Origin of the sequence: Paenibacillus endophyticus (assembly GCF_014192395.1) — a bacterium.
GTDB classification, from domain to species: Bacteria; Bacillota; Bacilli; order Paenibacillales; family Paenibacillaceae; genus Pristimantibacillus; species Pristimantibacillus endophyticus.
The window spans coordinates 91,324-116,564 of sequence record NZ_JACHXW010000013.1 but is presented as its reverse complement, the minus strand read 5'-3'; the positions used below and the strand labels follow the sequence as shown (position 1 = coordinate 116,564).

The window sequence follows — 25,241 nt, the reverse complement described above, 5'->3', positions numbered from 1 at the left end:
ACGTCCTATTCAAGTAAGAGAGGAGACAAACATGAGAAAAATAGCTTTATGCCTATTAACGGCTATGGTGGCTTGCTGGGCTGCCTTATCACATGTTCCGCTCGTGTATGCAGACACGGAGGGGGATTTCACCTATTCGGTTGCCGATAATCTTGCGACCATCACAGATTACCCAAGAGGAGCTTCAACGGATGTCGCGATTCCGGACACATTGGGGGGATATCCAGTCGTAGCTATTGATGAAACGGCATTTTATATTACTGATCTTAACAGTGTCTCTTTCCCAAGCAGCTTGACGAGCATTGGCAACAACGCGTTCGGCTATAACTTCCTTACTAGCGTCGATCTCCCAGACAGCTTAACCTATATTGGAGAAAGGGCTTTTAAAAATAACTTGCTTACGAGCTTGGTTATGCCAGACAGCATAACAAGTATGGAGCAGGAGGCATTTTCCGGTAATGCTCTGACTCATGTAGACATTTCGCGAAATTTGACGAGCATTAGCGATTTTGCTTTTAGAGGCAATCAACTGACGAGTGTAGTCATTCCGGAAAGCGTAACAAGCATAGGCGGCTATTCTTTCCGTTACAACCAGCTCTCAAGCGTAACGGTGCTGAACGGCATGACCGTCATTGACCCTCTTTCCTTTAATAACAATCAAGCTATTCCGGCCGATTTGAAAATGTTCAGCTATGCAGGCTCAAGGGTACAATCGTATGCGGCAAGCAAGGGCTTCACCTTTGTAGATGGCACCATGTTGTTCGAAGCGATAAAAGCGGCAAGGCAACTCTTGCATGACCGTATGCCTGGTACGGCAGTTGGGCAGGTGCCGACCGCTGATTACAATGATTTGAAGCAGGCATTGTCAGATGCTGAAAGCTTTGTGAATGCCATTACCCAGTCTAATGTGGCTGCTGATTTGCAGAGTGAGGCTGCGGAATTAGTTGAAGCCATTCAAGCATTTAATGATGCGATCGTCACGCCGGACATGACGGAACTTCACAGTGTGCTGGATGAGGCGAATCAGGCGCTGATTGACCATGCTGAAGGCACGGAAGTAGGAGAGGCGTCAGTAGCCGATCGAACTGCGATGCAAGCCGCCATCGCGGAGGCACTGCTTGTATCTGATGATGCGGCGAACCGAACCCAGGCGCAGGTGGATGCTGCCGCTGACGATTTGATCGCAGCGTTGGATGTTTTCATGGATGCCGTTATACAAGCAGGAGATGCAGCAGCTTTAGAAGCGGCACTGGATGAGGCGAACCAAGCGCTGACGGATCATCCTGAAGGCTCAAATGTAGGACAAGCATCCGCAGCGGCTCGTTCCGTGCTGCAAGCCGCAATCGAGTTGGCGCAGGCTGTATCCGATGATGCCGCAAATCAAACCCAAGCGCAGATCGATGCTGCCATCACTGATATTAAAGATGCCATCGAACAATTCGATGCAGCTTGGATAGCCTTAGAAGTAGAGGCTCCAGCAGATCGCCTGTATGGCAAAGCGGCAATCCTGCCGTTTACAGTGAAATATGGGTACCAGGTCATTGTGACAGGTACGCCTAGAATACCTCTTATTATAGGAACGGGCAGCACGTCAGAGGTCGTGTACGCTTCATATACAGGCGCGCAAGGCGTGCCGGTTACAGAGCTATCCTTCGCCTATGCCGTTACGGAAGGGATAGAGGATGAGGATGGGATTTCCATTGCTCCGCAGCTTGACCTGCCAAGTGGAGCGGGTATTGTGCGGGTGAGCAGCGGTACCGCCGCTTCTATTGAATATGCAGTGCCGGATACTAGCTTGATTCGTGTCGCAGCGATTCCGCCGAATCTGGTTCTAAGCGCCGTGGGAAGCGGTGGTGCCACGATGGATGTAGATGTAGTAGCGGATATCTATGGTGCAGCAGCAGGAAATACGCTGGCCAAGCTAAGGTGGCTGCCTGGGAGCCATAGCGTTGTTGATTTCGCTGAGGACATAGGCGCGGACATTTTGGCAGCCAAACAATTCACCGTCCGTACGAACGGTGCATACACAGTCTACGCCAGTGATGGTGCAGGCAATGAAACAATCAAGGAGATTTCGGTCACAGGCATCGTCGCGATAGTGCCTGGTTCAGGCAGCACTGGCAGCATTTCTCCGAGCACGGCTACCATTAAGCTGGGCGGTGTCCGAACGGAAGTGCGGGCTGCAGCAGGAACGTCCGCTAACGGGCAATCCGTCAAAGAGCTCTTTTTGACATCGGAGCAATTAGAGAAGGCGTTTGCTGCTGGCAACGGGGATATCGTCATTGCAATAGACGGGCTCGGCTCGGAAATAAAAGTGAATTTGCCTGCGGCTGCGCTTTTGAACGGGCGAAATGGAGCTCCTGACGCAATCGTGCAGGTGATCGTGAACGAGATTACCTTGGAAATTCCGCTTCGATCCATCGGAGACATAACCGGTAAAAGCATGTTCTCGGCAACGATAGCGCAAGCGCCGGATACGGCAAAGGAGGCAATTAGTCTAGCTGCCAAACAAATGGGAGCAGAGCTTATGCTTGATCGAGCGGTTGTCTTTCTTTTGGATGTTGACGGAAAGGCTTTAAACGGAGGAAATCAAGCAGCTGCTAAGCAAATAATCAAGCTTTCGGCAGCAGTCGATGCGAACAAAGCAACGGCGGTGTGGATGGATGCGAGCAACAAGCTCCACTTCGCGCCCTCGCAATTTGGTAATGATGGTACGGTGACGATTCATTCGCTTCATAATGGAGTGTATGCGATGATCCAATCCAACCGCATCTTTAAAGATTTACAAGGACACTGGGCACGAGTCGAGATTGAATTGCTGGCGAATAAGCTGATCGTCGATGGCCGGCCGGATGGAGGCTTCGCTCCGGATCATACCATTACCCGAGCTGAGTTCTCCGCACTGCTTGTACGAGCACTAGGGCTGCCCGAGCTAATCAATGAAGAGCTGTTTACTGACGTGAAAACGTCGAGCTGGTACGCGGGTGCGATAGGAGCGGCTCAGCAAGCAGGCTTAATCGATGGTTTCGAGGGCGGCGCATTCCGGCCTAATGCCAGTATAACGAGAGAGCAAATGGCTGTCATGATTGCGAGAGCAATCACGTATGCAGGGCAGACGAAGCAAGCGGGAAACACAGGTGTGCAGCAGTCATTTACCGATGGTGCAGACATCTCGGAATGGGCTATTCATGCGATCGACCAGTTAGTTGGATTATCGATTATCCAAGGCGTGAGCGATAAAACATTCGCACCGCAGGCTAACGCGACAAGGGCGCAAAGCGCGGTCATGCTGAAGAGGCTTCTTCAATATTTGCAATATATGAACTCATAAATCTAACCAGCCTCCGCCGTCCGATTGGACGGCGGAGGCACCTTGTTGTTGGTCAATGGATTCTGAAGCTGCTGATCGACAAGCATTCGATTTCAATCCGATGTTTCAGAATTGCCCATTGGAGGTAAGATAAGAGCATACTCGAATAGAGGAGCTGATTCATATGAATACAGATGGATTGAAGGATAAAGTTAAAGGCCTTGCGAACCAGGCAAAAGGCGAAGTGAAGGATGATTACGGCAAAGCGACGGATAACAAGAGTCTCCAAGCCGAAGGCAAGCTGGATAAGCTCAAAGGTGTAGCGCAGGAGAAGCTGGGCGAACTGAAGGATAAAATCAACCGTTAATGAGGGTTTCTTGCATTCAAGGGAGCCTGATGCTTCAACGGAACAGACTTGCGTAACGGATAAGCTGTATCCTGCTTGCGAAAAGCCGGTAGCCCGCTGTATAGAGGGTTGCCGGCTTTTTGGTGCGGTCGAGCGTTTGAATGCAAGTGATATGCGGCGGGAAGTGTGGTACCATATAATGGGATAAAAGGTTTTGTGCCGCTCATATTCTCCCCGCAGACTTGTAAAACGAGAGGATTTCATATGAAGACAAGAGACGTTATTTATATGATTTATAACGAAAAAGAACAATCAGTAACATCAACGGGTATAGCGTTTGCTGATTTCGCTACGTCTCTTTCTCAACAATTAAATCATGTATTGCTGCTTGTGTCGGGGTATGCAGGAGAAGATTATCATAAGGGACTTCAATTAGAATTCGTAAGAAAAGAACATTTGAATGATCTTTACCAACAGAATGTTTATCAATACGGAAATTTCTGTTGGATAGATTTTGATCAGGTTGAAGCTCTTGATCGTCTAGATGCTCAAGAAAAAGCAGAGCTATTATATTTGGGCCATTATAAAAAGGCGTTAAACGGTCCGTTTTTCAGTAAACTTAATAACAGATTTGTATATTTAGCCCACGATGATGGATGGTACAACAAGGTTTTCCATAAAGATAAAACCGACTATTTGGATGCGATGTGCCATATCATACCTAATAAGTTGAAAAAGTATAAAAGAGGCTTGCTTCCCATGGGGCTGGATCTTGCGAACCAATTATTATCATTAGCGCAAGAGGGCATACTTGTTGATTCATATCGGAGCATTAAATCGAGAAGCAGCTTGGAAGTACCCCTTTACATCATTGGTGAAGTCATGGACTTTGATGATGTTCATAACGACATGGAGAGATATAAAGCGAAGGCCGGTTCTGTATATTGGCTTGTTTTTCATAACAAACAATGGACGATAAGGTCGTACCAAGAGTAGTTCGGCCAAAAAAATTCAGAGGAGACGGGCATGATTGCTAAATTCGTATCTAGGGTACGAATAGGCTAAAAACCAGATCAATGATTGAAGCCGCTCCTGGCAAAGGAGTGGCTTTATTTTATAAAATGTCAGATAATCCTCGATCTAAAAACGACAGATCGCAATAAACAGAGCTAACGCGAAAAAGACTATGTTAACGCCGATTTCCCGGTATTCCTTGCGAGCAACGTGGAAGATGGCCCCTAAAAGTACGACTGCGGCGAGCCCAGCTGCGGCAATCGGTGTCCATACAGGCGCGATATTCGTCGCTTGCGGCAGAATGAGTCCGATTGCCCCGAGCAGTTCTGCCAACCCGATGAAGACGACGAACGCTTTTGGAACGTCTGACACCCATCCCCAAGACTTTTTGGCTGATTCATACTGAAACGCCTTCAACCAGCCTGAATAGACAAATCCTAATGCTGCGAGCCCTTGAATAATCCATACCGCGATATTCATTTTTGCTACCAACTCCTGACTATGTATTTGAAATCTACTAATGGTATAGTAGACCCTAATGATCAAACCCAGCAAGTAGGCACTTTATCTTAACGTAGTCACTAAAAGGTTACCTTAACGAGCAAGGGGAATTGGAGGAGTGCAATGAAAGAATATTGTAAGTTTGAATCGGCGCTAGATATTTTAGTGGGAAAATGGAAGCCGGCCATTTTGCTTCAGCTTATTTCAAATGGCATAATGAGATTCGGCGAGCTTCAAAAAGCGATTCCGGATATAAATAAGAAGATGCTTACCCAACAATTAAGAGAGCTTGAGCATAACAATATCGTACACCGCGAGGTGTACAACCAAATTCCGCCTAAAGTAGAATACTCAATCTCGGAATACGGCAAAGGGTTAAGCACTGTGTTAAAGGCATTAAATGATTGGGGAACTGCTCATATGAAGCATATGGATGCGCTATACGGCGTAGATCGCTCAGAGAGTGAGCCCAAGGGATAAGATGCAAGGACCAATGGCGGATGACTGCTTGTCGTCTGCGGATAGAAGTGCCCGACATCAAACACAATAAAACAGCGGCAAGCAAGGACGCATTTTTCGTCCATCGCTGCCGCTGTTTCTTTTTAAAAAAGCTACATGCCTATTTGATGCTAACGAGCCAATCCGCCAATTCTTCTGTTTGGCTCATAAGTGTTCGGTATTATTGCTTATTCTCAAAGACGTTAAGGACTTCGTCAATCGCATAGCTGTCTGCGAGCGGGGACATGCCCAGATTGAACCATTCCTTGCCAGCCATCGTATAAACGTGATTGTTTTTGACCGCAGTCATATTTTTCCAAAGCGAGCTGTCCAGCAGCTCTTTATAGCGGTTCTGGATGGCTTCATTGAATTCATTATTAAGCTGCAGGATGATATGGTCTGGATTGTATTCAGGTATTTTTTCCAAAGATATAGAGATGGAACGCTCGGCTTGCGGGAATTCTTTAATCGGGTTTAGGCCAAGCCGCTCATGAATAAAGCTGCCTCGATCAATCGTCTCTCCATAAATGATGATTTCCTTTTCCATGACCATCATGTACATTACCGTCTCATCACCAACGAGGGTATCCAGCTTCTGCTTAGCCGCTGTTTCTTTCGCCTGCAAATCGGCTATGACCGATTCTGCCAATGGTTCCTTTCCAAACACGCCGGCAATATCACGCAGCTCGTCCTTCCAATTATCGCGCTCCGGCAGGAGGATGGTGGGAGCGATTTTGGATAGCTGATCATAATCCTTATCGGACCACCATATTGGAGCAATGATCAAATCAGGCGCAGCGGCAAGAATAGCTTCAAAATTAGGCGTTTGGGCGATGCCCATTTTCACCGTATCTTTAAATCCCTCTTCTAAATAAGAAGGGTACTCCTCATGGTAGTTTTGTACGGCAACCGGCGTGACGCCAAGCGCATACAAAAATTCGGGATAGACGACGGAAAGTCCAATGACCCGCTTGGGATCGGTTGGAATCGTAATATCTCCTTTTAGGCTATTGATGACCCGCTCTGCAGAAGGCGCTTCTGCGCTCGGCTGGCTAGTAGGTTCAGTGGTTGCGCCCGTAGTGTTCGTTTCCGTTTTCGCTGCTGCACAGGCTGTGCTGATCAGCGCCAACAGGATCATCATCAATCCTGCCAATAAGCGTACATTTCTTTTCATTCCGTGGTGCCCCTCCTGTAAATCTGATTGATTAATGACTGCCGCTAATTAAAATTGATAATCATTATCATATAAAAGGAGTATAGTTGAAATTGTTCATTCATCCTATTGACGATAGCGACAAAATTTCATGTACGATCATGCCATAGCTTCAATGCCTCATCTAATAAAAGGTCATGAGTAAAAGCGTTATATTCAATCCAAGGGTAAGCAGGAAGAAAGTCAATCCTGCCATTCTGATAAGCTTTCAGGGAACGCCATCGTTCAGAGCGCATTAAAGTGTGCCAGCTGGACTGGGATTGGGGGTCATCGCCAACGATGACCAGCATGCGATCCGGGTCGATAGCGGTGAGTTGTTCAGGCGTCATTTCCTGATCGGTTGTCTCTTCATATATACGCTGCGCACGCCTAATATGCAAATCATCGTAAAATACCGTTGCAATGCTTTTGCCGCCTAGCAGCGTGAAGCTATTCCCGGTGATCCTCAGAATGAGGAGGGTGTCGTCTTTGAAAGCCCGTTTCAGCTGATCGCTGACGAATGCCGCCTTTCGCTCATAGTGATCCAACCAGACCTCGGCGATGGTTGATCTGTCCAAAAACCGTGCAGTTAGGCGGAGATGCGCGCGCCAATCGTTCTCTAACCATGGAACAAAAAAGGCGGGAGCAATTTCATTTAATTTTTTCTGCTCTCCACTTGAAACCAGATGGTTGGAACCGATAATATAATCCGGCGCAGCAAGCTTTAGTTGTTCCAATCTATTGGCATGCAGGGAGCTTAAACCGAGCACGGAGCTTGTTTCATATTTTCTTTGGTAATAATCGGTCCATGGATGCTCGGCTGGCGCTGCAGATGGCGTCACTTGCAGAGCAAGAAGCTGTCCGATGTTAAAGGAATCGTAGGCAACGATTTTTTGTTTGTTGTTCTTTATAAATGCAGCTGGCGGTATGCCGGATACCTGTTTGAATTTGCGCCGAAAATAAATATCGTCATGGTAGCCCACATGGCGCGCAATGTCCCGTATGCGATAGTGCCCGCCCGTTCTCATCAGCTGCTGCGCTTGCTCAATTCGGTAGATCGCCAAATAATCGATAGCGCTGCAGCCATATCTTTTTTTGAATTGGCGCATGAAATGGCGAGGGCTAATGCCGGCTACCTTAGCCAAATGCTCGATGGTCAGTTCTTGCTGGTAATGCTGCTTCATATAGCTTTTTACGTATTCAAGCACGGCTTCCGAATCGGTTTCCTGCTCGAGAACAGCGTCTTGCAGAATTGTAAGCAGCAACTCTTGGAAGTGGATTTGACCACGAAATCGGTTGAGCGGGCTCACGTCCTTCATATGCCGACAGATGGTTTCGCATAAAGTGCCTACTGTTACGGGAGACGACATGATAACCTCTCCTTTTACCGGGAAGCGGCGGAGTGGATCTTCAACGCTGCCGCTAGGGATCGGCTGTCCATTATCCGCAAAGACATCGAATCGGATATGGTAAAACCCCCGCTCATCCAACGAGTCTACCGCCGCTTCGACGAGCTGGCCCGGCACACATAGATATACGCTGCCTTGCCGCAGTTCAATAAATCTCCCGTCGACGGTCAGTTGACCTTGGCCGCTTGCAGCTACCAGAAGCAGGTGCGACTCTATAAATTGAAGCTTAAGTTTCCAGTCATGTCTATGTATGCTGACGGACTCTATTTCGCGAAGCTTGAAACTCATGTCTTCGAGCGAGCCGTATTCGGTTGTTTTCATGCTTTTATCGGTCTTCATTAAACAAGCTCACCGCCTTGTGGCTAACTAAAGAACATTTTAGCTTACTAAACCCTTCATCGCAATTTTGCAGGCGGGAGCATGGAGGGTTTATAACGCTTGAGTAAACGATTGGTCTTCTTCGAAAGTGGAAATAGCCGCTTATATCCGTCATGATTTATAATGAGATATATTTGCTGTGAGGTGTAGCTATGGAGTGGTCAGAAACGATCCGATTATGGAGCCAGACGCCGGTTAAAATAGTAGACATTCGCCATATCGTCTTAAAGCCATGGGAGGAGCCGCGCGCTTATCGGCTTCCCGCCAACGCCTTCCTATTTGCCAATCAGGGAGAGGCATGGCTGAAGCTGGATGGCATCGAGGTTTCTTCAATGGGCTATCACGTGCTTCACGGTGGAAAAGACGCCGTTTTGTATATGAAAGGTTCGAATCGTTCCATTGATTATTACCTGATTTTATATAAACCGATAATGGAGTTAACAGGTGACAATGCAGCTAAGCGGATAGAGCAGCTTGCGCGTTTCAAGAGGCCCTATACATTCCGCGCGAGCGATCCTATTCTGCTGCTTTCCTTGCTCGAGCGCATGTTTGTGCATTGGACCAAGGGGGAGGAGCTGGAACGCCTGCAAGCAGCAGGCTTGTTCTATCAATTCGTGTATGAGCAGTTTCGGCAGCTGCAGCTGGATGGCGCTGAGCTTGCCGAGCCTGATTTGGCCGCGCAGATCGCACTGTATATTCATGAGCATTACCGGGAATCCATTCCCATGGAGACGATTGCTAATGTGTTTCATTACAGCACGCATTATCTTGCAAGGGTGTTCAAGCGCAAGTATGGAAGCAGTCCGATGGAATATCTCGTACAAATACGTATGAACAAGGCGAAGGCTTTGATTATGGAAACGGATATCCCCATCCGCACGATAGCGGAGAGTGTAGGCTATACTGATATTTACTATTTCAATCGGCTATTCAAAAAGCAGGCTGGCGCTACGCCAGCGCAATTCAAAATGCACCGTCTCGGATTAAAAGGTTCAATTCGTACGAATATTATGCCCGAATCGTTCATTGCGTCCCAAGCAGAGGAAAGCTATATTGTTAATAGTGATAATCATTATCAACAAAATGCTTGGAGAGTGAATGAAATGAACGTTAGATTTAAGCCTTCTTTTGCGGTGAGCTTGTTATTCAGTCTTTCTTTGCTGTTAGCCGCATGCGGCGGCACGGGGGCTGAGGTGCAGCCGACTGCTCAGACAAATAACGAGCAAAAGAATGAATCGGCGAACGCATTGCCGGCAGAGAAAAGAATGTTTAAGGATGCTTTGGGCCGTGAGGTAGAAATTCCAGCGAATCCTGGCAAAGTTGTCGTTGTTACATATGGCGGTTATTTGCTTCCGCTCGGCTTAAAGCCGGTAGGTGCTGATCAAGGCACATTGGACCAATATCCGGAGGATATGGCCGAAGTGGAGAGCATTGGCGAGGGGCTAGGCAACGCAGAGGCTGTTTCGGCGCTGGAGCCCGACTTGATTATACTTCCCGATTATCACAAAGCAGAAGCGTTCGCATCGTACGAGAAAATTGCGCCGACGATTGCTGTAGCATGGGGCGGCGATCCGGATGTAATTAATACGCTTCGTACGATGGTGACATTATGAACCGCAAGGACGAAGCTGAGGCATGGATTAGCAAGTTCGAGGGGAAGCTGCAGCGGATTCGCGATCAAATCGACATCAATATTGCAGAGGGGACGACCTCCATTACGTTCATCCTCTACGAGGGAGAGATCCTTTTAGGGGGCAAAGGCGGTACACTGGGCAAGCTGATCTATGAAGATTACGGATTCAAGATGCCGGAGCAGTTCGAAAAGTATGCCGATGGAGGAAGCGTCATTTCCTTGGAAGAGTTCGTGAATAAGCCAGCCGACTATTTCTTCACCCAAATGACGGATGAAGAGATGGCCCAAATGATGGAGCTGTTCCAAGAGCCGGTCTACCAAGCGATACCGGCGATCAAAGAGAATAGAATCATTAACGTGACGCGTGATAAATGGAATTATGGTCCTTATTTGGTCGACGAAGCGGTTGACGCATTGATAGAACAGGTTGCCAAAGCGCATAAATAAGGAAGCTCACATGTTAGGGATTGAAAAGGAAGAGCCGTGCGGATGACCGCTTGGCTCTTTTTTATATGCCTCATGCGGCAGGGCAGGGAAGCAGGCTGTTCCTTCATGGGTGAGAGGATCATTGAAGAGGAGTATGGATACGGCATGACGAATACCTATTTTGGAAGCAGGAGCAGGAAAATGATTGTCATTGAAATATTTGCAGGGTGAGCTGTCGATTCTATCTGCTCTTATTCGTCGGATATATAGGAGCGATGATTGGCCGCTGGAATGAGGGCCAATCATCGCGTATCCATCATACATTCAGGAGGGAATAACGATGAGATTCATGATGATTGTTAAAGGTACGACGGATTCCGAGGCAGGGGTAATGCCAAGTCAGGAACTGCTGGAAGCGATGCTGCGCTACAATGAGGAATTGGCCAAGGCAGGCGTGCTGCTCGCTGCAGATGGGCTGCAAGCAAGCTCTAACGGGATTCGCATCTCTTACCCGAATCCGGGAGAGAAGCCGAAAGTGATCGATGGCCCGTTTACGGAGGCGAAAGAGATTATCGCAGGTTATACGCTTATTGAGGTCAAATCGCGGGAAGAAGCGATTGAATGGGCGATGAGGATGCCGGATCCGCATGGCAACGGCCAAGGGGAAATAGAGCTGCGGCAGATTATGGGGGCGGAGGATTTGACGCAGAATCCGGAAACGCTGGCGATGGAAGCCGCGCTTCGCGAGAAGCTGGAAGGACCTAAGAAGCAATGACGAAGGAAGCCGTCCAGCGTACGATTGATGCGATCTGGCGAATGGAGTCGGCTAAGCTGATTGCTGGGCTGGCACGCATCGTGCGGGACGTGGGACTCGCGGAGGATCTGGCTCAGGATGCGCTCGTTATCGCATTGGAGAAATGGCCGGAAGCTGGAATACCCGATAATCCAGGCGCATGGCTGATGACGACGGCGAAGCGGCGCGCGATTGACTTGATCCGCAGGAGCAGGCTGCGCGAACAGAAATATGAAGAGGTAGGGCGCGGCAGCGAGCTGTATACGGAGCAGGAGGTGGACATGTCGCTGGATGGCGAGGTTGGAGATGATTTGCTGCGGCTCATCTTCGCGACATGCCATCCGGCTTTATCGCCGGAGGCTCGTGTAGCGCTAACGCTCCGTTTGTTGTGCGGGCTCACGACGGATGAAATCGCGCATGCTTTTCTCGTTGCGGAATCGACCATCGCGCAGCGTATCGTTCGTGCGAAGCGCACGCTCAGCGCCATGCGGGTTGATTTCGAGGTTCCCGCAGGCGAAGAGCTGAAGAATAGGCTGTCAACGGTGCTCGAGGTCATTTATCTCATGTTTAATGAAGGTTATGCCGCAACCTCAGGCGGCAGCTGGCTGCGGCCATTGCTTTGTCAGGAGGCGCTAAGGCTAGGACGCGTGCTAGCGGAGATTGCATCTGCGGAGTCAGAAGTGCACGGACTGGTTGCGCTAATGGAAATGCAATCCTCACGTTTCAAAACACGTGTAAATAGTGAGGGCGAACCGGTCCTGCTTATGGATCAGAACCGGGCGCTCTGGGATCAGCTTCTCATCAGGCGCGGCTTGGCTGCGCTTGACCGTGCGCAGAAGCTGGGTCGACCAATGGGAGCGTATGCGCTTCAAGCTGCCATTACCGCATGCCATGCAAAGGCCCGTAACGCCGGAGATACGGACTGGGTGCGAATTTCCGCTTTATATGAGGCTTTGTCGCGCGTCATGCCATCGCCGATCGTCGAATTGAATCGGGCAGTGGCGATTGCGATGGCTTTTGGTCCAGCGTTTGGGCTGCAGCTGGTTGATCAGCTGACAGCTATGCCCGCAATGAAGGATTACCATCTGCTGCCGAGCGTGCGCGCTGATCTCCTGGCTAAATTAGGCCGTATGGATGAGGCCCGCGTGGAGTTTGAACGAGCCGCATCCATGACACGCAATGCGCGTGAGCGCGAGCTCCTCCTCAGACGGGCGGCAGAATGCGAGTGAATAAGAAGCAAGTCTCCTGCCCCGGATCGACGGCGGCCATGGAGGCTTTTTTTTGTGAGATATAAGCATATATATGTTTTCACCTATAAATGTGCTTATAGATATCCGCGAAACGAATGCTTTTGCCACAGAGGACGGCGACAGCCGTTTACGCTTGAAATATAAGGCTGTATATGTTTCACACGATAAAGTATTCTTCTTTTTCTACGAGAAACGGATAGCCCCTCTTGCAGAAGATGGTGAAACCGTTTCTTCTTGAAATATAGGAAAGTATATCATTTCGCCAAATTTCTCTATATTTCTACGCGAAACGTAAGCTTAGTCGCCAGAGGACGGCTTCAGCCGTTTACGCTTGACGTATAGGAAAGTATATGGGTTTGCTCCTACTTCTCTATACGTTTCGCTGAAACGATGGCGTCAATTGAAAGGACGCCGTCAGGCGTTTCTTCTTACGGGAAAATATTTTGTGAAAGGATGTGCAGTCTGTCGAATACCGGGTCGCTCGTTCGTTGCTTATATAGAGGCAGGTTTGCAAGCGGCCTGCATTCCAAGACGGGAGGCAAATCATATGCGGTATATGTTGATTGTGAAGGCGACTAAATATTCCGAGGCAGGCGTGAGGCCGAGCGATGAGCTAATTGCAAGCATGTCAGCGTTCAATGAAGCTTTGGCAAGCGCGGGCAAGCTTCTCGCGGTAGAAGGCTTGCAGCCGAGCGCGAGCGGGCTGCGCATATCCTATGCGGAGCACGGGGAGCTGCCGCAAGTGTTGGCGGGACCATTCGAGGAGCTGCACGAGCTTATTGCCGGGTTCACGCTGATTGATGTGGAGTCCGAAGAGGAAGCGATACGCTGGGCGCTTCGCATGCCGAACCCAAGCGGCTGCGGCAAGGGAGAGATCGAGCTTCGGCTGCTTCGTGAGGAAGCAGGCCTGCTGAACAACTCGAAAGGGTTAGCCTTAGAGGCTGATCTGCGGGACCAGCTCGGTATGCTCAAAAGAAGCTGACAGTCAGAAATTAGGCATCCATTGCCGTTCGTTTTCATACAACCAGCCGCCGAGGATGAGCATCACAAATACGATCGGCGAAAAGGAGAGCAAGTGATGAATCAGGAAGTATCGGATTTTATTGAAACAGTAAAAGAGCCCTGGCAGGGGGAGCTTTGCAGCAAGCTGCGCAAGGCCGTGCTTGCCGCTGTTCCGGGTATTCAGGAGCGGATGCAATACAAGAAGCCTCATTTTTTGCACAATGGAAAATATGCAGCCGTTATTTCCACGTCAAAGGACGCGGTAAGCTTCACGATTTTTAATGCGAGCGGACTATCGCTCCCAGAAGGATTGTTCGATGGTCCCCCAGAGAGGAAAACGATCAAGCTGCGTCAGGGGCAGCCGTTCGATTCTGAGCAGCTAGCTTCCTTCGTGGTTGAAGCGGCTTCAACATTATAATTCGCCTGCCGTGCAGATGCGAATGGGGTTTTGCGGAGCGGGAGTCTATAGAAATGATATACTAGCAGAGGATGCGTCGATAATGTTTGGCGTATAAGGTATAGCTATTACCCGCCGCTGATGGAGCAATTGGGACTTGCGGAGGTCGAGCATAATCCAAGGAATAATCGTATGAGGGCGATCTAATTCGCTAGTAAGAATAGGATCTTTCTATGAGCAGAGCATGCTGATCGAAAGATCCTATTTGGTTTGGGATCGTTTGGGATCGTTTAAATTCGTTTGGAATCAACGCTGGATAGGCTCAATCCGGTATGAAGCCTTGCCGCCCGTGGCCTGCCCATCGTTTAGCAGAACCAGATGCCATCCAAAAGATAGGACGGAGGTCAGATGCCGAGCTTCACTCTCTGACAAAGAAGCAACTACCGCTTCATGGCCAGGCTCCAGCAGCAGCTCAGCCTCGTGCCGAAGCGCAACGAGAATCCAGCTGTGAATGCCGCGAATCGTATTGTATTTGATCTGGTAGCCTTGATTCACGGCCTGCTCAAAGCTGCTCGCGTTCTCGGCGGCAAACGCGGTTAACCCCGTATAATCAAATTGGAATTTGCTGTCATCCGCAGGAAGATCCCCCGCACGAACTCGGTTAATCAACTCTTCATTCGCCCAGCCATGCGCTTTAAGCGATTCCAGCATAAGGGCATCCCACTGGGAGAGACTTGCTTCCGGCTTATTGATATTGGACATGTGTAGTTGCTCCTTTTCGTATTTTGCATAAATCGGCCAAATGAGAAAAAGACTGCCCCGTCACCGTGGATGATCTGAGGCAGTCTATTTCCAAATATAAGACTCGCTTGACGTATAGGAAAGGATATGGAGTTTGCTCATCCTTTCTCTATACGTTTCGCCGAAACGATGGCGTCTATTGAAAGCACGCCGTCAGGCGTTTCTTCTTCGTTATAAAGGTTTATTTGCTTGCGTTGTACGCAGCCAGGAATTCCTTCACTTTCGCCGAATCGGCCTTCAGCTCTAGTCCTGTGTCAACAAGCGGGCTCAAAGTGGATACCGCTTTGAATTTATTGCCGCCGTAGTATGCAAGAAACTCATCTTGATTGATGGAGTAAAGCACGGCTTTTCTCAAATCAGCGCTAGTTGCTACCGGACGGTTTTTTGTGTTGAAAAGCAGATAAGAAACCGCGTTGCTCGGAATCGTTTGAAGCGTCAGCTTGCTGTCACTCTTAACTACATCGTATTTGGTTTCGGAAACGCCGTAGTAAAGGTGGATCTCGCCGCTGCGCAGCGCGGATAAGCTGCTGTCTGCGTCTTTGATGAAACGGATCTTGATATTGTTGATTTTTGGTTCATTGTCCGTGCCCTTAAAGTAAGCAGGGTTTTTGTAGAAAATGGCTTCGTAATCATTTTTGCTGGAAAGGATGTAAGGACCGCTTGTATAAAGCGTGTTGTTGTATGCATTGCCTTCCGTTACCGTGTTCTGATCGCCGTAAGGGATGTCTTTGTTCACGTCGAATTTGGCTACGTCATACGTATTGATGCTCTCCACTTGCTTCTTGGACACGATGCCTGCGGACTGGTGAGCCAAATAGTTCAGTACTTGCGGGAAAGGCTCGGTAGTCGTAAGCTTCACGACCTGGTATTTGCCGTCTTTGCTGCTTGCTTGCGTTTTGTCGGATACAAGTGCAGAAATCGGTGCGCTAAGCCCTTTCTCTAGCGCTGCTTTCACGCTGTCGCTGCCGCCTGTTACTTTTACGCTATCAAGCGAAGCTGTGTCGGTAACGAGCTCGATTTTTGAGATATGCTCATGAAGCGTGAACGTACGGTGGTCAGGCACTGAGTTTTTGTCCTTCGCCCGGTCAAGGGAGAAGATAACATCGTCTGCGCCAACGCGCTCGCCTGTATCTACGGCAAGCTTGTTTTTAATTTGAGCGAAATTAATATTGTCTCTTAGGATAAAGTAGTAATCGGAATTTCCTTCGGCAATTGCGTGATTGTAAGACAGGGAGCCGTCAGAAGTGATTTTATCGTCATCGGTCAGGTTCACCAAGCGAACGTACATATTGGTATTGATAATATTGATGGAGCCGTCGTTGCCCTTAATCGGGTCGAGCGATGTCAAGGTTGGAATCGTCGATTGCAGCACCAATGCATCCTTGGCGCGCTTAGCCGTATCTTTGAAATCAAGAGCTTCCCATGGAAGCGAACGGGACTTCGAGATGCGAACGGAATCTTTGTTCAGAACTTCTTGGTTGAACGCTTGCGCCTTCAAGGAATTGTACAGTGGAGCAATATAGGCTTTGTCGAATACGAGCTGCTGCTCGAATTGCTTGTAGGTTTCCGTATACTCTGCCGGTGTTTGAGCGCCAGCAGCATCGATCAGAGCATCGATATCCGCATCCGCTAGAATGCTGTAATCCCCGCCTGTTTTGAAAAGCGAGCGAACCGCATAATCCGGGTTTCCCGTTACCGTGGTCCAGCTGGACAATGCGATATCAAAGTTGCCTGCGTCCTGCTGGGACTTGAAGCTGCCGTAATCGGCTTGTACATTCAGCTTCACGTTGAAGCCGTTTTTAGTCAGCTGATCGCGGATAATGTTAATGTCTGCCTCATTGCTGCTCATGCCGAGCAATTCGATATCAGCCGGGCTGCTGTCAACGACTGGCTCTGTGCCTTCGGACGGCTTAGGGGATTCCGCGGCATCGTTCTTGGTGGTTACGCTGCAACCGCTGAGCATAATAGAAGCACTAAGCAGCAGCAAAGCGCCAAACTTGGTTTTGTTCTTCATGGTGTTCCCTCCTGATAGATATTCTATTTTTATTTTAACTCACATTCATTCATCGTCCGTTCATGCTTTCGTAACGTAGAAGTCGATGGAATATGAATGAGTTACGTGTTTATAAAGCTGGCCGTTAGTCCAGCTTAGGGTCGAGCGCATCGCGCAGGCCGTCGCCAAGGAAGTTGAACGAGAGCACGAGCGCAATAATGGCAAGCCCCGGGTAAATGGCCGTATAAGCATGCGTCTCCAGGTACGCGCTGCCAAGCTTAAGGATGTTGCCCCATTCCGGAATATGGGGCTCTACGCCGAGCCCTAGATAGCTCAAGCTGCTGGTCGAGATGACTGCCGTGCCTATCGTAAGCGTGGACTTCACGATCATGGGCGCGATGGAGTTCGGCACGATGTGCTTGAACAGAATGGCACTGTCGCTTGCACCGAATGCGCGCGCAGCTTGCACATACTCAAGCGTGGAGACCAGCATCACGTTCGCTCTCATCGTTCGCGCATAGGTCGGAATGGCTCCAATGCTCAGCGCTAATATAAGATTGACAGTGCTTGCGCCGAAAGCCGCAATGATGGCGATGGCGAGCAATATACCGGGAATGGCATACAGGATATCCAGCGCTCTCATGATTACGTTGTCCGTATGGCGTCCGTAATAACCGGAGATGGCGCCAAGCACGCCGCCAATCACAACCGGAATGAACGTGGACATGAGGCCAACGACCAATGAGATTCGTGCGCCGAATACGATACGTGAAAATAAATCTCTGCCGAAATTGTCCGTCCCTAGCGGATAGGCCAAATTCGGCGATTGCAAAATTAAGCTGTAATTGTTAGCGATGGCCATGCCGTAATCGAAGGTCAGATAGCTGGTAATGGACAACGTAAGCAAAAACAGAATAAAGAGCAGCCCGAGCATCGAAGTTGAGCTTCGGGAAAGGCGCTCTACGACTTCCCCCAGCTTGGAACCGGACGTATGGCCCTTGTCGCGAAGCTTGGAAATAAGCAGCAGCCCTAGGAATAAAGCGAACAAATTGCCGCTGACCGAGGTCAGGAGAAGCACGGCGGCAACCGCCCACATCCAGCGAGGTAAAACGGCCTTGTCGGCATGCCTAGCGATAAGGAGCAGTGCGGCAAGCTGCAGAACGGCTGCAACAATAAGCAGAAACATGCCTGTCAGAAATCCGTTTGCCACGTAAGGCTTGAATAAATTAAGCGCGGAAACGGCGAAAACGAGAACCGTTGTAAGCCATGCATAAGCGGCCAGCGTATAGGCAGCGCTTTTCTTCACCTTCACAAGCTGGAAAGCAGAGGTGGCGATGAATATGTTGGCACTCAGCAAGCTGAGCAGCAGCACGTATCCGAGTGACCTCGTCGAACGTTTTATGGCGCCACTCCGAATGAGATCCCTGCGAATAAGCGCCCATACGCCGAACTGAAGCAGCGTAAACACGAAATAGGCGAGACTAGCTATAAGGACGGCAGGCTTGAAAGCTCCCGTGCTGGGCACGTAGCTGTTCAGCAGCAGGACAATCGCCAAAGCCAAGGATACGATGCCTGAGAAGCTTGCTTGCCCGTATTCTTGGCTGGACTTCAGCCGGAACTGGACTTCTTGCTTGGTGATGGACGGATTCGTCAAAGGTAGCACCTGCTTTAGTATTGTTTCATTTTGGAACGAATTCTCGGGTCAAAAAACGCATACAGCAAATCGACAATCACATTCACGATGGAAATGGTAATGGCCGTATAGACTACCCCGCCCATAATGCTCGGAATATCGGGAATGAACTGCTTGTCTACGATATAGCTTCCGATACCGCTAATATTGAATACTTTCTCCGTGACGGCTGCCCCGCCGAGCATGCCGCCGAACTGGAGGCCGATAACCGTAATGATCGGGATAAGCGCGTTGCCGACGGCATGCTTCCACAGGACATGCCTGCGTGCAAGTCCTTTTGCCTTGGCGGTCGTAATATAATCCTCATGTATGACCTCCAGCGTCGAGGAGCGCGTCATTCTGGCTACCGCAGCCGTTAATCCCGTACCTAGCACGACGATCGGCATAATCGCGGACAGCCAATTGTCGGGATTATAAGTGGCGGGCAACCAGGGCAGTTTAATAGAGAAATTAAGGATGAAGATTAGCCCTTGCCAGAAGTTGGGAATGGACAGTCCAAGCAAAGCAATGAACATAAAGGTATAATCGAGAAAGGAATTCGGCCTTGTAGCCGACAGGATCCCGATAGGCAAGGCAATTAGAACAGCGATCAACGTGGAGATAAACGTTAAGGTTAGCGTAACCGGAAATTTATTCGCGATTGCCGTAGTTACGTTCTCGTTGCCGGCAAATGATTTGCCAAGATCAAAGGTTAATATGCCTTTAATCGTATTCCATAGCTGAACCAAATAAGGCTGATCCAATCCGTAAAGATGGTTGAACGTTGCGATTTGTTCGGCTGTAGCAGTCTCGCCCAGCAGATTCGCTGCCGGATTCATCGGCGAGATGTATAGAATCGTGAAGACTAGGAAGGCGACTCCGAAAATAACGAAAATGGCCATGAACAGCCGTTCTACGATATATTTCACATAAGGATTGGCATAGATCGCCATCAGTAGATACATGGGCAATCCGATGATTACCGATAGAACCATGAAGAAGGGGTTCATCGCTAGTGAATGGTAAGTTTCGCCGAACGTAACCTTCAGGCCGCTCTCACTGGACAAGCGTTCCTTTAACTGCGCTTGCACGGTTTCTTCGAATTTCCGTGCAGCGATCTGTTTGGCTTCGCGAGCAGTCTGCTCCGTACTGACCGTTTGCTCGAAGAAACGATGCTTCCGCTGCAGCTGGTCCTTTGCTTCCATAAACAGCTCGTCCATATAACCTGATTTCAGCAGCTTGTTTCTCGTTTCTTCCACGATGCGAGTGTAGCCGCTCTTGGATTTGAGCAGTTGATGCGCCACATAAACAATAACGGTAACAGGCGCTCCAGCTAACAGGAGAAGCAGCCTATAGGATGGATGTAATAACATTTTGCGGTATATGGCGGCCAAACGATCAGCGAAGCCATTACCCGTTGCAGTAGCGTGCCCTATCAAGCTAGTCCGCTCCTTTTCGTTCAAGCTTTTTTTAATTGCATTATTCCGATCGATATAGTAGATTTTATTTTAAGGATAGAAAAAAGTCAATAACCTCATGGTTGGATTGAAACTATAATCATTATACAATATATAATAGTGTTGAGATATAAATTAGTTACTTACTTTTTGAAATCTTTTTGGCTTTTATTGGAAAATAATAACAACGTAGGTGACGATATGCATACATTGCTTCAAGTAAACGATTTATCAGTATCATTCTTTTCACACGACAAGGAAATAGAAGCCGTTCGCCATGTCAGCTTTGAAGTTCATAAAGGCGAGACGCTTGGCATCGTCGGTGAATCCGGGAGCGGGAAGAGCGTTACTGCCCGCACGATTATGAGGCTGCTGCCATCGCCGCCTTCTATGGTAAAGAATGGCGAGGTGCTATTCCAAGGGCAGAATCTAGCCTTCAAGTCCGATAAGGAAATGGAAGGTATCAGAGGCCGCGATATCGGAATGATTTTCCAGGACCCAATGTCCTCCCTTAACCCAACGATGCGGATCGGCAAGCAGATTGAAGAGAGCTTGATTAAGCACCGGAAGCTGAACAAGCAGCAGGCCAAAGCCGAAGCGATTGAGATGCTTAAGCTTGTAGGCATTCCGAATAGCGAAGCTCGCTACTTACAGTATCCCCATGAGTTCTCCGGTGGTATGCGTCAGCGGGTTATGATTGCCATAGCGCTTGCATGTCGGCCTTCGCTGCTCATCGCTGACGAGCCGACTACGTCGCTCGATGTGACCATACAGGCGCAGATTCTTAATCAAATGAAGGATATACAGAAGCAGCTGGGAACTTCCATTATTCTCATTACGCATGACCTTGGCGTAGTCGCGGGCATGTGTGACCGTGTTGTCGTAATGAAAGACGGCGAGATCGTCGAGACGGGAACGACGGAGCAGATCTTTGCGAATCCGCAGCATCCCTATACAATCAAGCTGCTTAACGCGTTGCCTCGTCTGAATGAGAAGAAAAAGGCAAAGCCTGCTCCAACGCTCTCTAGGCAAGCGGATGATGTGCCGCTGCTTCAAGTGCGGGCACTTAAGCAATATTTTGATATGGGCAAAGGGCAGATTGTTAAGGCGGTTAATGATATCAGCTTTGATATCCGGGCAGGCGAGACGCTTGGCGTAGTTGGCGAATCCGGAAGCGGAAAGTCCACGGCTGGCCGCACGATTCTCCGTTTAAATGAAGCGACAGGAGGCGAAGTGCTCTATCGTGGCATTCCGCTGCAGCAATTGAACCGGACGGAAATGAAGACGATGAGGCGGCATATGGGGATGATTTTCCAGGATCCATATGCATCCCTCAATCCAAGGCTGCGCATTGTTGATATTATCGGCGAAGCGCTCGATGTGCATGGGATAGCGACAACGAAGCAGGAGCGTCAAAGGCGCGTGGAGGAGCTGCTGGAGATGGTGGGGCTGGATGCTTCGCACGCGCAGCGGTACCCCCATGAATTTTCCGGCGGGCAGCGCCAGCGGATCGGTATCGCACGGACGCTGGCCGTTGAGCCGGAGTTTATTGTATGCGATGAGCCGTTATCCGCGTTGGACGTATCCATACAAGCACAGATTGTGAAGCTGCTCGAGGAGCTCCAGCAGCGGCTGGGATTGACCTATCTGTTTATTGCTCATGATCTATCGATGGTCAAGCATATCAGCGATCGCGTCGCGGTGATGTATAAGGGGAAAATCGTCGAGCTTGCCGAAAGCGAGGAGCTGTACGCGAATCCGATTCACGCTTATACGAAGTCGCTGCTCGCGGCGATTCCCGTACCCGATCCCAAGGTTGAGTCGTTGAAAAAAGCGGTGCCGCATACGGAAGCCTCCAAAGCCGACCCTTACGGGCTGGAGCACTCGACTTTTGTGGAAGTGAAAAAGGGGCATTGGGTAGCAATAGCTGACTAATAAGAGCAGGCGCTGCATATAAGAAATAAGCGGTACGCTAATGAAACACATAGGCAGCAGGAAACGGGCCGCAGCAGGTTAAGAGTAATAACCTGCTGCGGCCATTTTGTTGTCTTATGTTGCTGGATCTGTTTAATCACTTCGCCGATAGGGGTAAATAATAGCAGCTTGTGCAGGAGCAGTATGAACTGCGGGTCTGCAAATCACGATTTGGAAGGAGGGATGGAAGATGCCTTGGACAAAAGAGGAATACCCCGATTCACTGAAAAATTTCATGGCACCTGTTCGGAATAAAGCGATCGAGATTGCCAACGCGTTATTAGAGGATGGCTATGAAGAAGGCAGGGCTATTGCAATCGCCACAGCTCAGGCCAAAGAATGGGGCGAGAACCGGGATAAGCAAATTCGGAAAAAGAATGCGTAGACGAGACCTTCTCCTCATTCCTTCCCTCACAGAGGAAATGGCGAGCAGCCCGCGAATTTTTACTAATGGGATTGATTCTATAAGCCATTAATCGTAAATGCGGTGAATAAATGGACAGGAACCGAGTAAAATATGAAGCGGTTAGCGCTCGCATATTTCCCTTGCTCCTAGCTTAGCATACCGTTTGATGAAAATCGGGCTGTGACGGAGTCATTAAGATCGTAAGTGAATGAACGAGCTCGCAAATAAATACTGAAAAAGCTGATCGCGGGAGGAAATCCGCGATCAGCTTTTTTTATTCCATAAGCTGCTGGTGCGCGGAAGCGGTACTGGGCTCTGATTTGGCAGGCTCGGTACGCTTTCGCTTTTTTTTATAGAAGGATAAGATGCCGGAGGTGACGGCGATTGAAAGTGCAGAGTACAGCCCGCTCGTAAGGGAGAATGCGGTTAAGCTGGTGAGTACGACTAGAAGGTCGAACGTAAAATTGATTTTGCCTGGATTGATCCCGTAGTTCTTATGCAAATAAATCGCAAGGATAGTCGCCCCGCCCAATGAAGCGCCATTCTTGAACAGAGCAGTAATGCCAGCTCCGATAATGGCTCCACCGGCTATAGCCCCAAGCAGCGGTGAAATTGTAAATACGGGCAGTAAGCTGTCCATGCTGCTGAACAAGGAAAGAAGAACGATTGCCAGCGTGGTTTTGAGCGTAAAGGACCTGCCCATGTAAAAGTAGGAGAATACAAAAAACGGAAGGTTGAGCAAAATGAACAAATAGTGGAATTGGACATGGAGCAGAGGGGATATGCTTAAAGAGAGCCCCGCCGTGCCTCCGGTAACGATATCTGAATGCTTCAAGATGACCAAACCACTGGCCGTAACGAGACAGCTTGCTGCAAAATGAAGCCATTTTCTTGTGTTCGCCTTCACTTTGTCGGTCGACTTCCTTGCCATATCGCATGCACCGCCTGCTTGAATTTGTTCAATATAAGCATACAAAACAAGACGGAATGGATATATGATAAACTGAATGGAATTTATGTGAGTTTATGTAACATTGAAGTAAATAGCAGCATTTGTTCTGCAATGTGAAGGAGGGGAAGTTATGATCGATCCAATTGACAGAGCGCTGCTCCAATTGCTTCAGGAGGATGGGCGAATGACGGTAAGCGAGCTGTCCAAGCGGCTCTCCCTTAGCCGCCCCAGTATTTCGGAACGACTGCTTCGCCTGCAGGAGAATGGCATCATAACGGGATTTGGCGCAAGGGTGTCGCCGGCCGCGATCGGGAGAAACATTCAGGTCATTATACAAATGAGCGAATTGAAGGTATTTCCGACGGAGTTTGAGAAGCGAATAATGAATGACGATGAAATTATGGAATGCCATCGCGTAACGGGTACGGTCAGCTATATTTTGAAAGCGTCGGTTACGGGGATGGATGCGCTAAGCGAGCTTGTAGAACGGCTTATGCCCTTCGGCAATGTCAATACTTCGGTTATTCTCTCCTCCCCAGTGATGAACCGGAGCATACTGCCGAAAGCGTAAGCGGCTCCTTACGCCAGATCGTTGTTGATGTCGATCCGGGCGTGATTAGTCATAGGCGATTAAAAAGAGTAGTTACGCTTGATATAGTATCTATACTCCACGCTAGATAGTGATGTTTTTTTCCCTTCTTCCCTATAGGTAACAACTTCTCTAGAATAAAGATGCAAGCTTGGACAGCGCTTTAATTGCTTGCGAGCATCGAATCATGAGGAGCTGAGTAAAAATGCAATTTCGTCATTTGGGAAAAAGCGGTTTGAAGGTTAGTGAAATTAGTCTAGGCAGCTGGTTGACATATGGCGGATACGTTGAGCGCGATCATGCTGTGAAGGCTATTCAATCGGCATATGGACTTGGCGTTAATTTTTTTGACACGGCGAATGTGTATGAACGGGGAGAAGCAGAGAAGCTTCTGGGCGAGACGCTGCGGGCATTCCCGCGTGAATCCTACGTGCTCGCGACGAAAGTATTCGGGGAAATGGGCGAGGGGCCTAATGACCGCGGCTTATCGCGCAAGCACATTATGGAGCAATGCCACGCCAGCTTGAACCGCTTGGGTGCAGATTATGTGGATTTGTACTATTGCCACAGGCATGACCCGAATACGCCAATGGACGAGACGCTTCGAGCACTCAGCGATTTGGTGCGGCAAGGAAAAGTATTATATGTAGGGGTAAGTGAATGGACGGCTGCTCAGATGGTAGAAGCGCATGCAATTGCCGATCGCTACTTATTGGATCGTATCGTTGCCAACCAGCCGATATATAATATGTTTAATCGTTATATTGAGAAAGAAGTCATTCCGTACGGCGAGCGCAGCGGGATTGGCCAAGTCGTATTCTCGCCGCTGGCTCAAGGCCTTCTTACCGGCAAATACAGCTCGGTAAGCGATATTCCTGAAGGCAGCCGGGCTGCCAAGTTGGAAGGTATGCGCAAGGGAGTAACGGAGGAGAAGATCGCGAAGGTCATTGAGCTCAGCCGAGTGGCGAAGGAGCTTGAGCTCACGGTAGGACAGCTTGCCTTGGCTTGGATTCTAAGACAGCCTAACGTAAGCAGTGCGTTGGTTGGCGCAAGCCGTCCGGAGCAGGTAGAGGAGAATGTGAAGGCTTCGGGAATTAAGCTAAGCGCGGATAGTCTAGCCCGCATTGAACAAATACTAGGCGCATAAGCAACCGGGAGAGTAACGATAGACACTTTGCAAGACTGAAGACTGAGCTGCCTTTAGATTCATAAAGGCGGCTTTTTTTTGCTCTGTGCAAGCTGGGCAAG

General features: G+C 49.1%; 24 protein-coding genes. 16 read left to right on the top strand and 8 right to left on the bottom strand.

Going from position 1 to position 25,241, the window contains the following annotated elements; all coding sequences use genetic code 11:
- The first annotated feature begins 31 nt into the window (after positions 1-31).
- The 3 genes from FHS16_RS20015 to FHS16_RS20005 all read left to right on the top strand — a co-directional run bounded on the left by FHS16_RS20015 (position 32) and on the right by FHS16_RS20005 (position 4,652).
- Positions 32-3,331, top strand: coding sequence for an S-layer homology domain-containing protein (locus FHS16_RS20015; RefSeq protein ID WP_183566677.1), 3,300 nt, complete (start codon positions 32-34; stop codon positions 3,329-3,331).
- Between the two features lie 163 nt (positions 3,332-3,494).
- Complete coding sequence (locus FHS16_RS20010) at positions 3,495-3,677, top strand: CsbD family protein (RefSeq protein WP_183566674.1); 183 nt, start codon at positions 3,495-3,497, stop codon at positions 3,675-3,677.
- A gap of 243 nt (positions 3,678-3,920) precedes the next feature.
- Entirely contained in the window at positions 3,921-4,652 is a 732-nt protein-coding gene (locus tag FHS16_RS20005) for a hypothetical protein (protein ID WP_183566671.1), read from the top strand.
- A gap of 144 nt (positions 4,653-4,796) precedes the next feature.
- Here the strand turns inward: FHS16_RS20005 and FHS16_RS20000 are convergent, their stop codons facing one another.
- On the bottom strand, positions 4,797-5,150 hold the full coding sequence (locus tag FHS16_RS20000; protein WP_183566669.1) for a DoxX family protein: 354 nt from the start codon (positions 5,148-5,150) through the stop codon (positions 4,797-4,799).
- Positions 5,151-5,294: 144 nt separating this feature from the next.
- Between FHS16_RS20000 and FHS16_RS19995 the strand changes: the two genes are divergently transcribed.
- On the top strand, positions 5,295-5,651 hold the full coding sequence (locus tag FHS16_RS19995) for a winged helix-turn-helix transcriptional regulator (RefSeq protein WP_183566665.1): 357 nt from the start codon (positions 5,295-5,297) through the stop codon (positions 5,649-5,651).
- A 199-nt stretch (positions 5,652-5,850) separates the two neighbouring features.
- Here FHS16_RS19995 and FHS16_RS19990 read toward each other — a convergent pair whose 3' ends face one another.
- Positions 5,851-6,843, bottom strand: a complete 993-nt coding sequence (locus FHS16_RS19990; protein WP_183566662.1) for an ABC transporter substrate-binding protein — start codon at positions 6,841-6,843, stop codon at positions 5,851-5,853.
- A gap of 128 nt (positions 6,844-6,971) precedes the next feature.
- Positions 6,972-8,609, bottom strand: coding sequence for a helix-turn-helix domain-containing protein (locus FHS16_RS19985; RefSeq protein ID WP_183566659.1), 1,638 nt, complete (start codon positions 8,607-8,609; stop codon positions 6,972-6,974).
- A gap of 191 nt (positions 8,610-8,800) precedes the next feature.
- Between FHS16_RS19985 and FHS16_RS19980 the strand changes: the two genes are divergently transcribed.
- The 8 genes from FHS16_RS19980 (at position 8,801) to FHS16_RS32685 (ending at position 14,356) form a co-directional block, all read left to right on the top strand.
- On the top strand, positions 8,801-10,261 hold the full coding sequence (locus FHS16_RS19980) for a helix-turn-helix domain-containing protein (protein WP_246431858.1): 1,461 nt from the start codon (positions 8,801-8,803) through the stop codon (positions 10,259-10,261).
- Positions 10,258-10,728, top strand: a complete 471-nt coding sequence (locus FHS16_RS31885) for an ABC transporter substrate-binding protein (RefSeq protein WP_246431857.1) — start codon at positions 10,258-10,260, stop codon at positions 10,726-10,728. The genes FHS16_RS19980 and FHS16_RS31885 overlap by 4 nt, the downstream gene beginning before the upstream one ends.
- Positions 10,729-10,770: 42 nt before the next feature.
- A complete protein-coding gene (locus FHS16_RS19975) occupies positions 10,771-10,938 on the top strand; it encodes a hypothetical protein (protein ID WP_183566656.1) in 168 nt (55 codons plus the stop codon).
- 109 nt (positions 10,939-11,047) lie between these two features.
- Complete coding sequence (locus FHS16_RS19970) at positions 11,048-11,482, top strand: YciI family protein (protein ID WP_183566653.1); 435 nt, start codon at positions 11,048-11,050, stop codon at positions 11,480-11,482.
- Positions 11,479-12,729 carry an RNA polymerase sigma factor gene (locus FHS16_RS19965; RefSeq protein WP_183566650.1) on the top strand — a complete coding sequence of 417 codons (1,251 nt, stop codon included), beginning with the start codon at positions 11,479-11,481 and terminating at the stop codon, positions 12,727-12,729. The genes FHS16_RS19970 and FHS16_RS19965 overlap by 4 nt, the downstream gene beginning before the upstream one ends.
- A gap of 568 nt (positions 12,730-13,297) precedes the next feature.
- On the top strand, positions 13,298-13,732 hold the full coding sequence (locus tag FHS16_RS19960) for a YciI family protein (RefSeq protein ID WP_183566647.1): 435 nt from the start codon (positions 13,298-13,300) through the stop codon (positions 13,730-13,732).
- Between the two features lie 96 nt (positions 13,733-13,828).
- Positions 13,829-14,170 (top strand): DUF1801 domain-containing protein, encoded by a 342-nt coding sequence (locus FHS16_RS19955; protein ID WP_183566644.1) that lies wholly within the window; start codon positions 13,829-13,831, stop codon positions 14,168-14,170.
- A gap of 93 nt (positions 14,171-14,263) precedes the next feature.
- The gene (locus tag FHS16_RS32685; protein WP_376769686.1) at positions 14,264-14,356 is read left to right on the top strand and encodes a DUF6855 family protein; all 93 of its coding nucleotides are present in this window, start codon (positions 14,264-14,266) and stop codon (positions 14,354-14,356) included.
- Positions 14,357-14,455: 99 nt separating this feature from the next.
- On the opposite strand, the gene FHS16_RS19950 is transcribed toward FHS16_RS32685, so the two are convergent.
- The 4 genes from FHS16_RS19950 to FHS16_RS19935 form a co-directional block, all read right to left on the bottom strand.
- Positions 14,456-14,911: a hypothetical protein gene (locus FHS16_RS19950; protein WP_183566641.1), complete on the bottom strand. Its 456-nt coding sequence runs from the start codon at positions 14,909-14,911 to the stop codon at positions 14,456-14,458.
- Positions 14,912-15,131: 220 nt separating this feature from the next.
- Positions 15,132-16,964, bottom strand: a complete 1,833-nt coding sequence (locus tag FHS16_RS19945) for an ABC transporter substrate-binding protein (RefSeq protein ID WP_183566638.1) — start codon at positions 16,962-16,964, stop codon at positions 15,132-15,134.
- Positions 16,965-17,088: 124 nt separating this feature from the next.
- Complete coding sequence (locus tag FHS16_RS19940; RefSeq protein WP_183566635.1) at positions 17,089-18,597, bottom strand: ABC transporter permease; 1,509 nt, start codon at positions 18,595-18,597, stop codon at positions 17,089-17,091.
- A gap of 14 nt (positions 18,598-18,611) precedes the next feature.
- On the bottom strand, positions 18,612-20,054 hold the full coding sequence (locus tag FHS16_RS19935; RefSeq protein WP_376769684.1) for an ABC transporter permease: 1,443 nt from the start codon (positions 20,052-20,054) through the stop codon (positions 18,612-18,614).
- A gap of 219 nt (positions 20,055-20,273) precedes the next feature.
- Between FHS16_RS19935 and FHS16_RS32280 the strand changes: the two genes are divergently transcribed.
- Both FHS16_RS32280 and FHS16_RS19925 read left to right on the top strand, forming a co-directional pair.
- Positions 20,274-22,007 (top strand): ABC transporter ATP-binding protein, encoded by a 1,734-nt coding sequence (locus FHS16_RS32280; protein ID WP_183566632.1) that lies wholly within the window; start codon positions 20,274-20,276, stop codon positions 22,005-22,007.
- Between the two features lie 229 nt (positions 22,008-22,236).
- The gene (locus FHS16_RS19925) at positions 22,237-22,431 is read left to right on the top strand and encodes a DUF2188 domain-containing protein (protein ID WP_183566629.1); all 195 of its coding nucleotides are present in this window, start codon (positions 22,237-22,239) and stop codon (positions 22,429-22,431) included.
- A 295-nt stretch (positions 22,432-22,726) separates the two neighbouring features.
- Here FHS16_RS19925 and FHS16_RS19920 read toward each other — a convergent pair whose 3' ends face one another.
- Positions 22,727-23,383 carry a YitT family protein gene (locus tag FHS16_RS19920; RefSeq protein ID WP_183566626.1) on the bottom strand — a complete coding sequence of 219 codons (657 nt, stop codon included), beginning with the start codon at positions 23,381-23,383 and terminating at the stop codon, positions 22,727-22,729.
- Between the two features lie 154 nt (positions 23,384-23,537).
- On the opposite strand from FHS16_RS19920, the gene FHS16_RS19915 reads away from it, so the two are divergent.
- Both FHS16_RS19915 and FHS16_RS19910 read left to right on the top strand, forming a co-directional pair.
- Positions 23,538-23,975, top strand: a complete 438-nt coding sequence (locus tag FHS16_RS19915; protein ID WP_183566899.1) for an Lrp/AsnC family transcriptional regulator — start codon at positions 23,538-23,540, stop codon at positions 23,973-23,975.
- A 223-nt stretch (positions 23,976-24,198) separates the two neighbouring features.
- Positions 24,199-25,140 carry an aldo/keto reductase family protein gene (locus FHS16_RS19910; RefSeq protein ID WP_183566623.1) on the top strand — a complete coding sequence of 314 codons (942 nt, stop codon included), beginning with the start codon at positions 24,199-24,201 and terminating at the stop codon, positions 25,138-25,140.
- Positions 25,141-25,241: the final 101 nt, after the last annotated feature.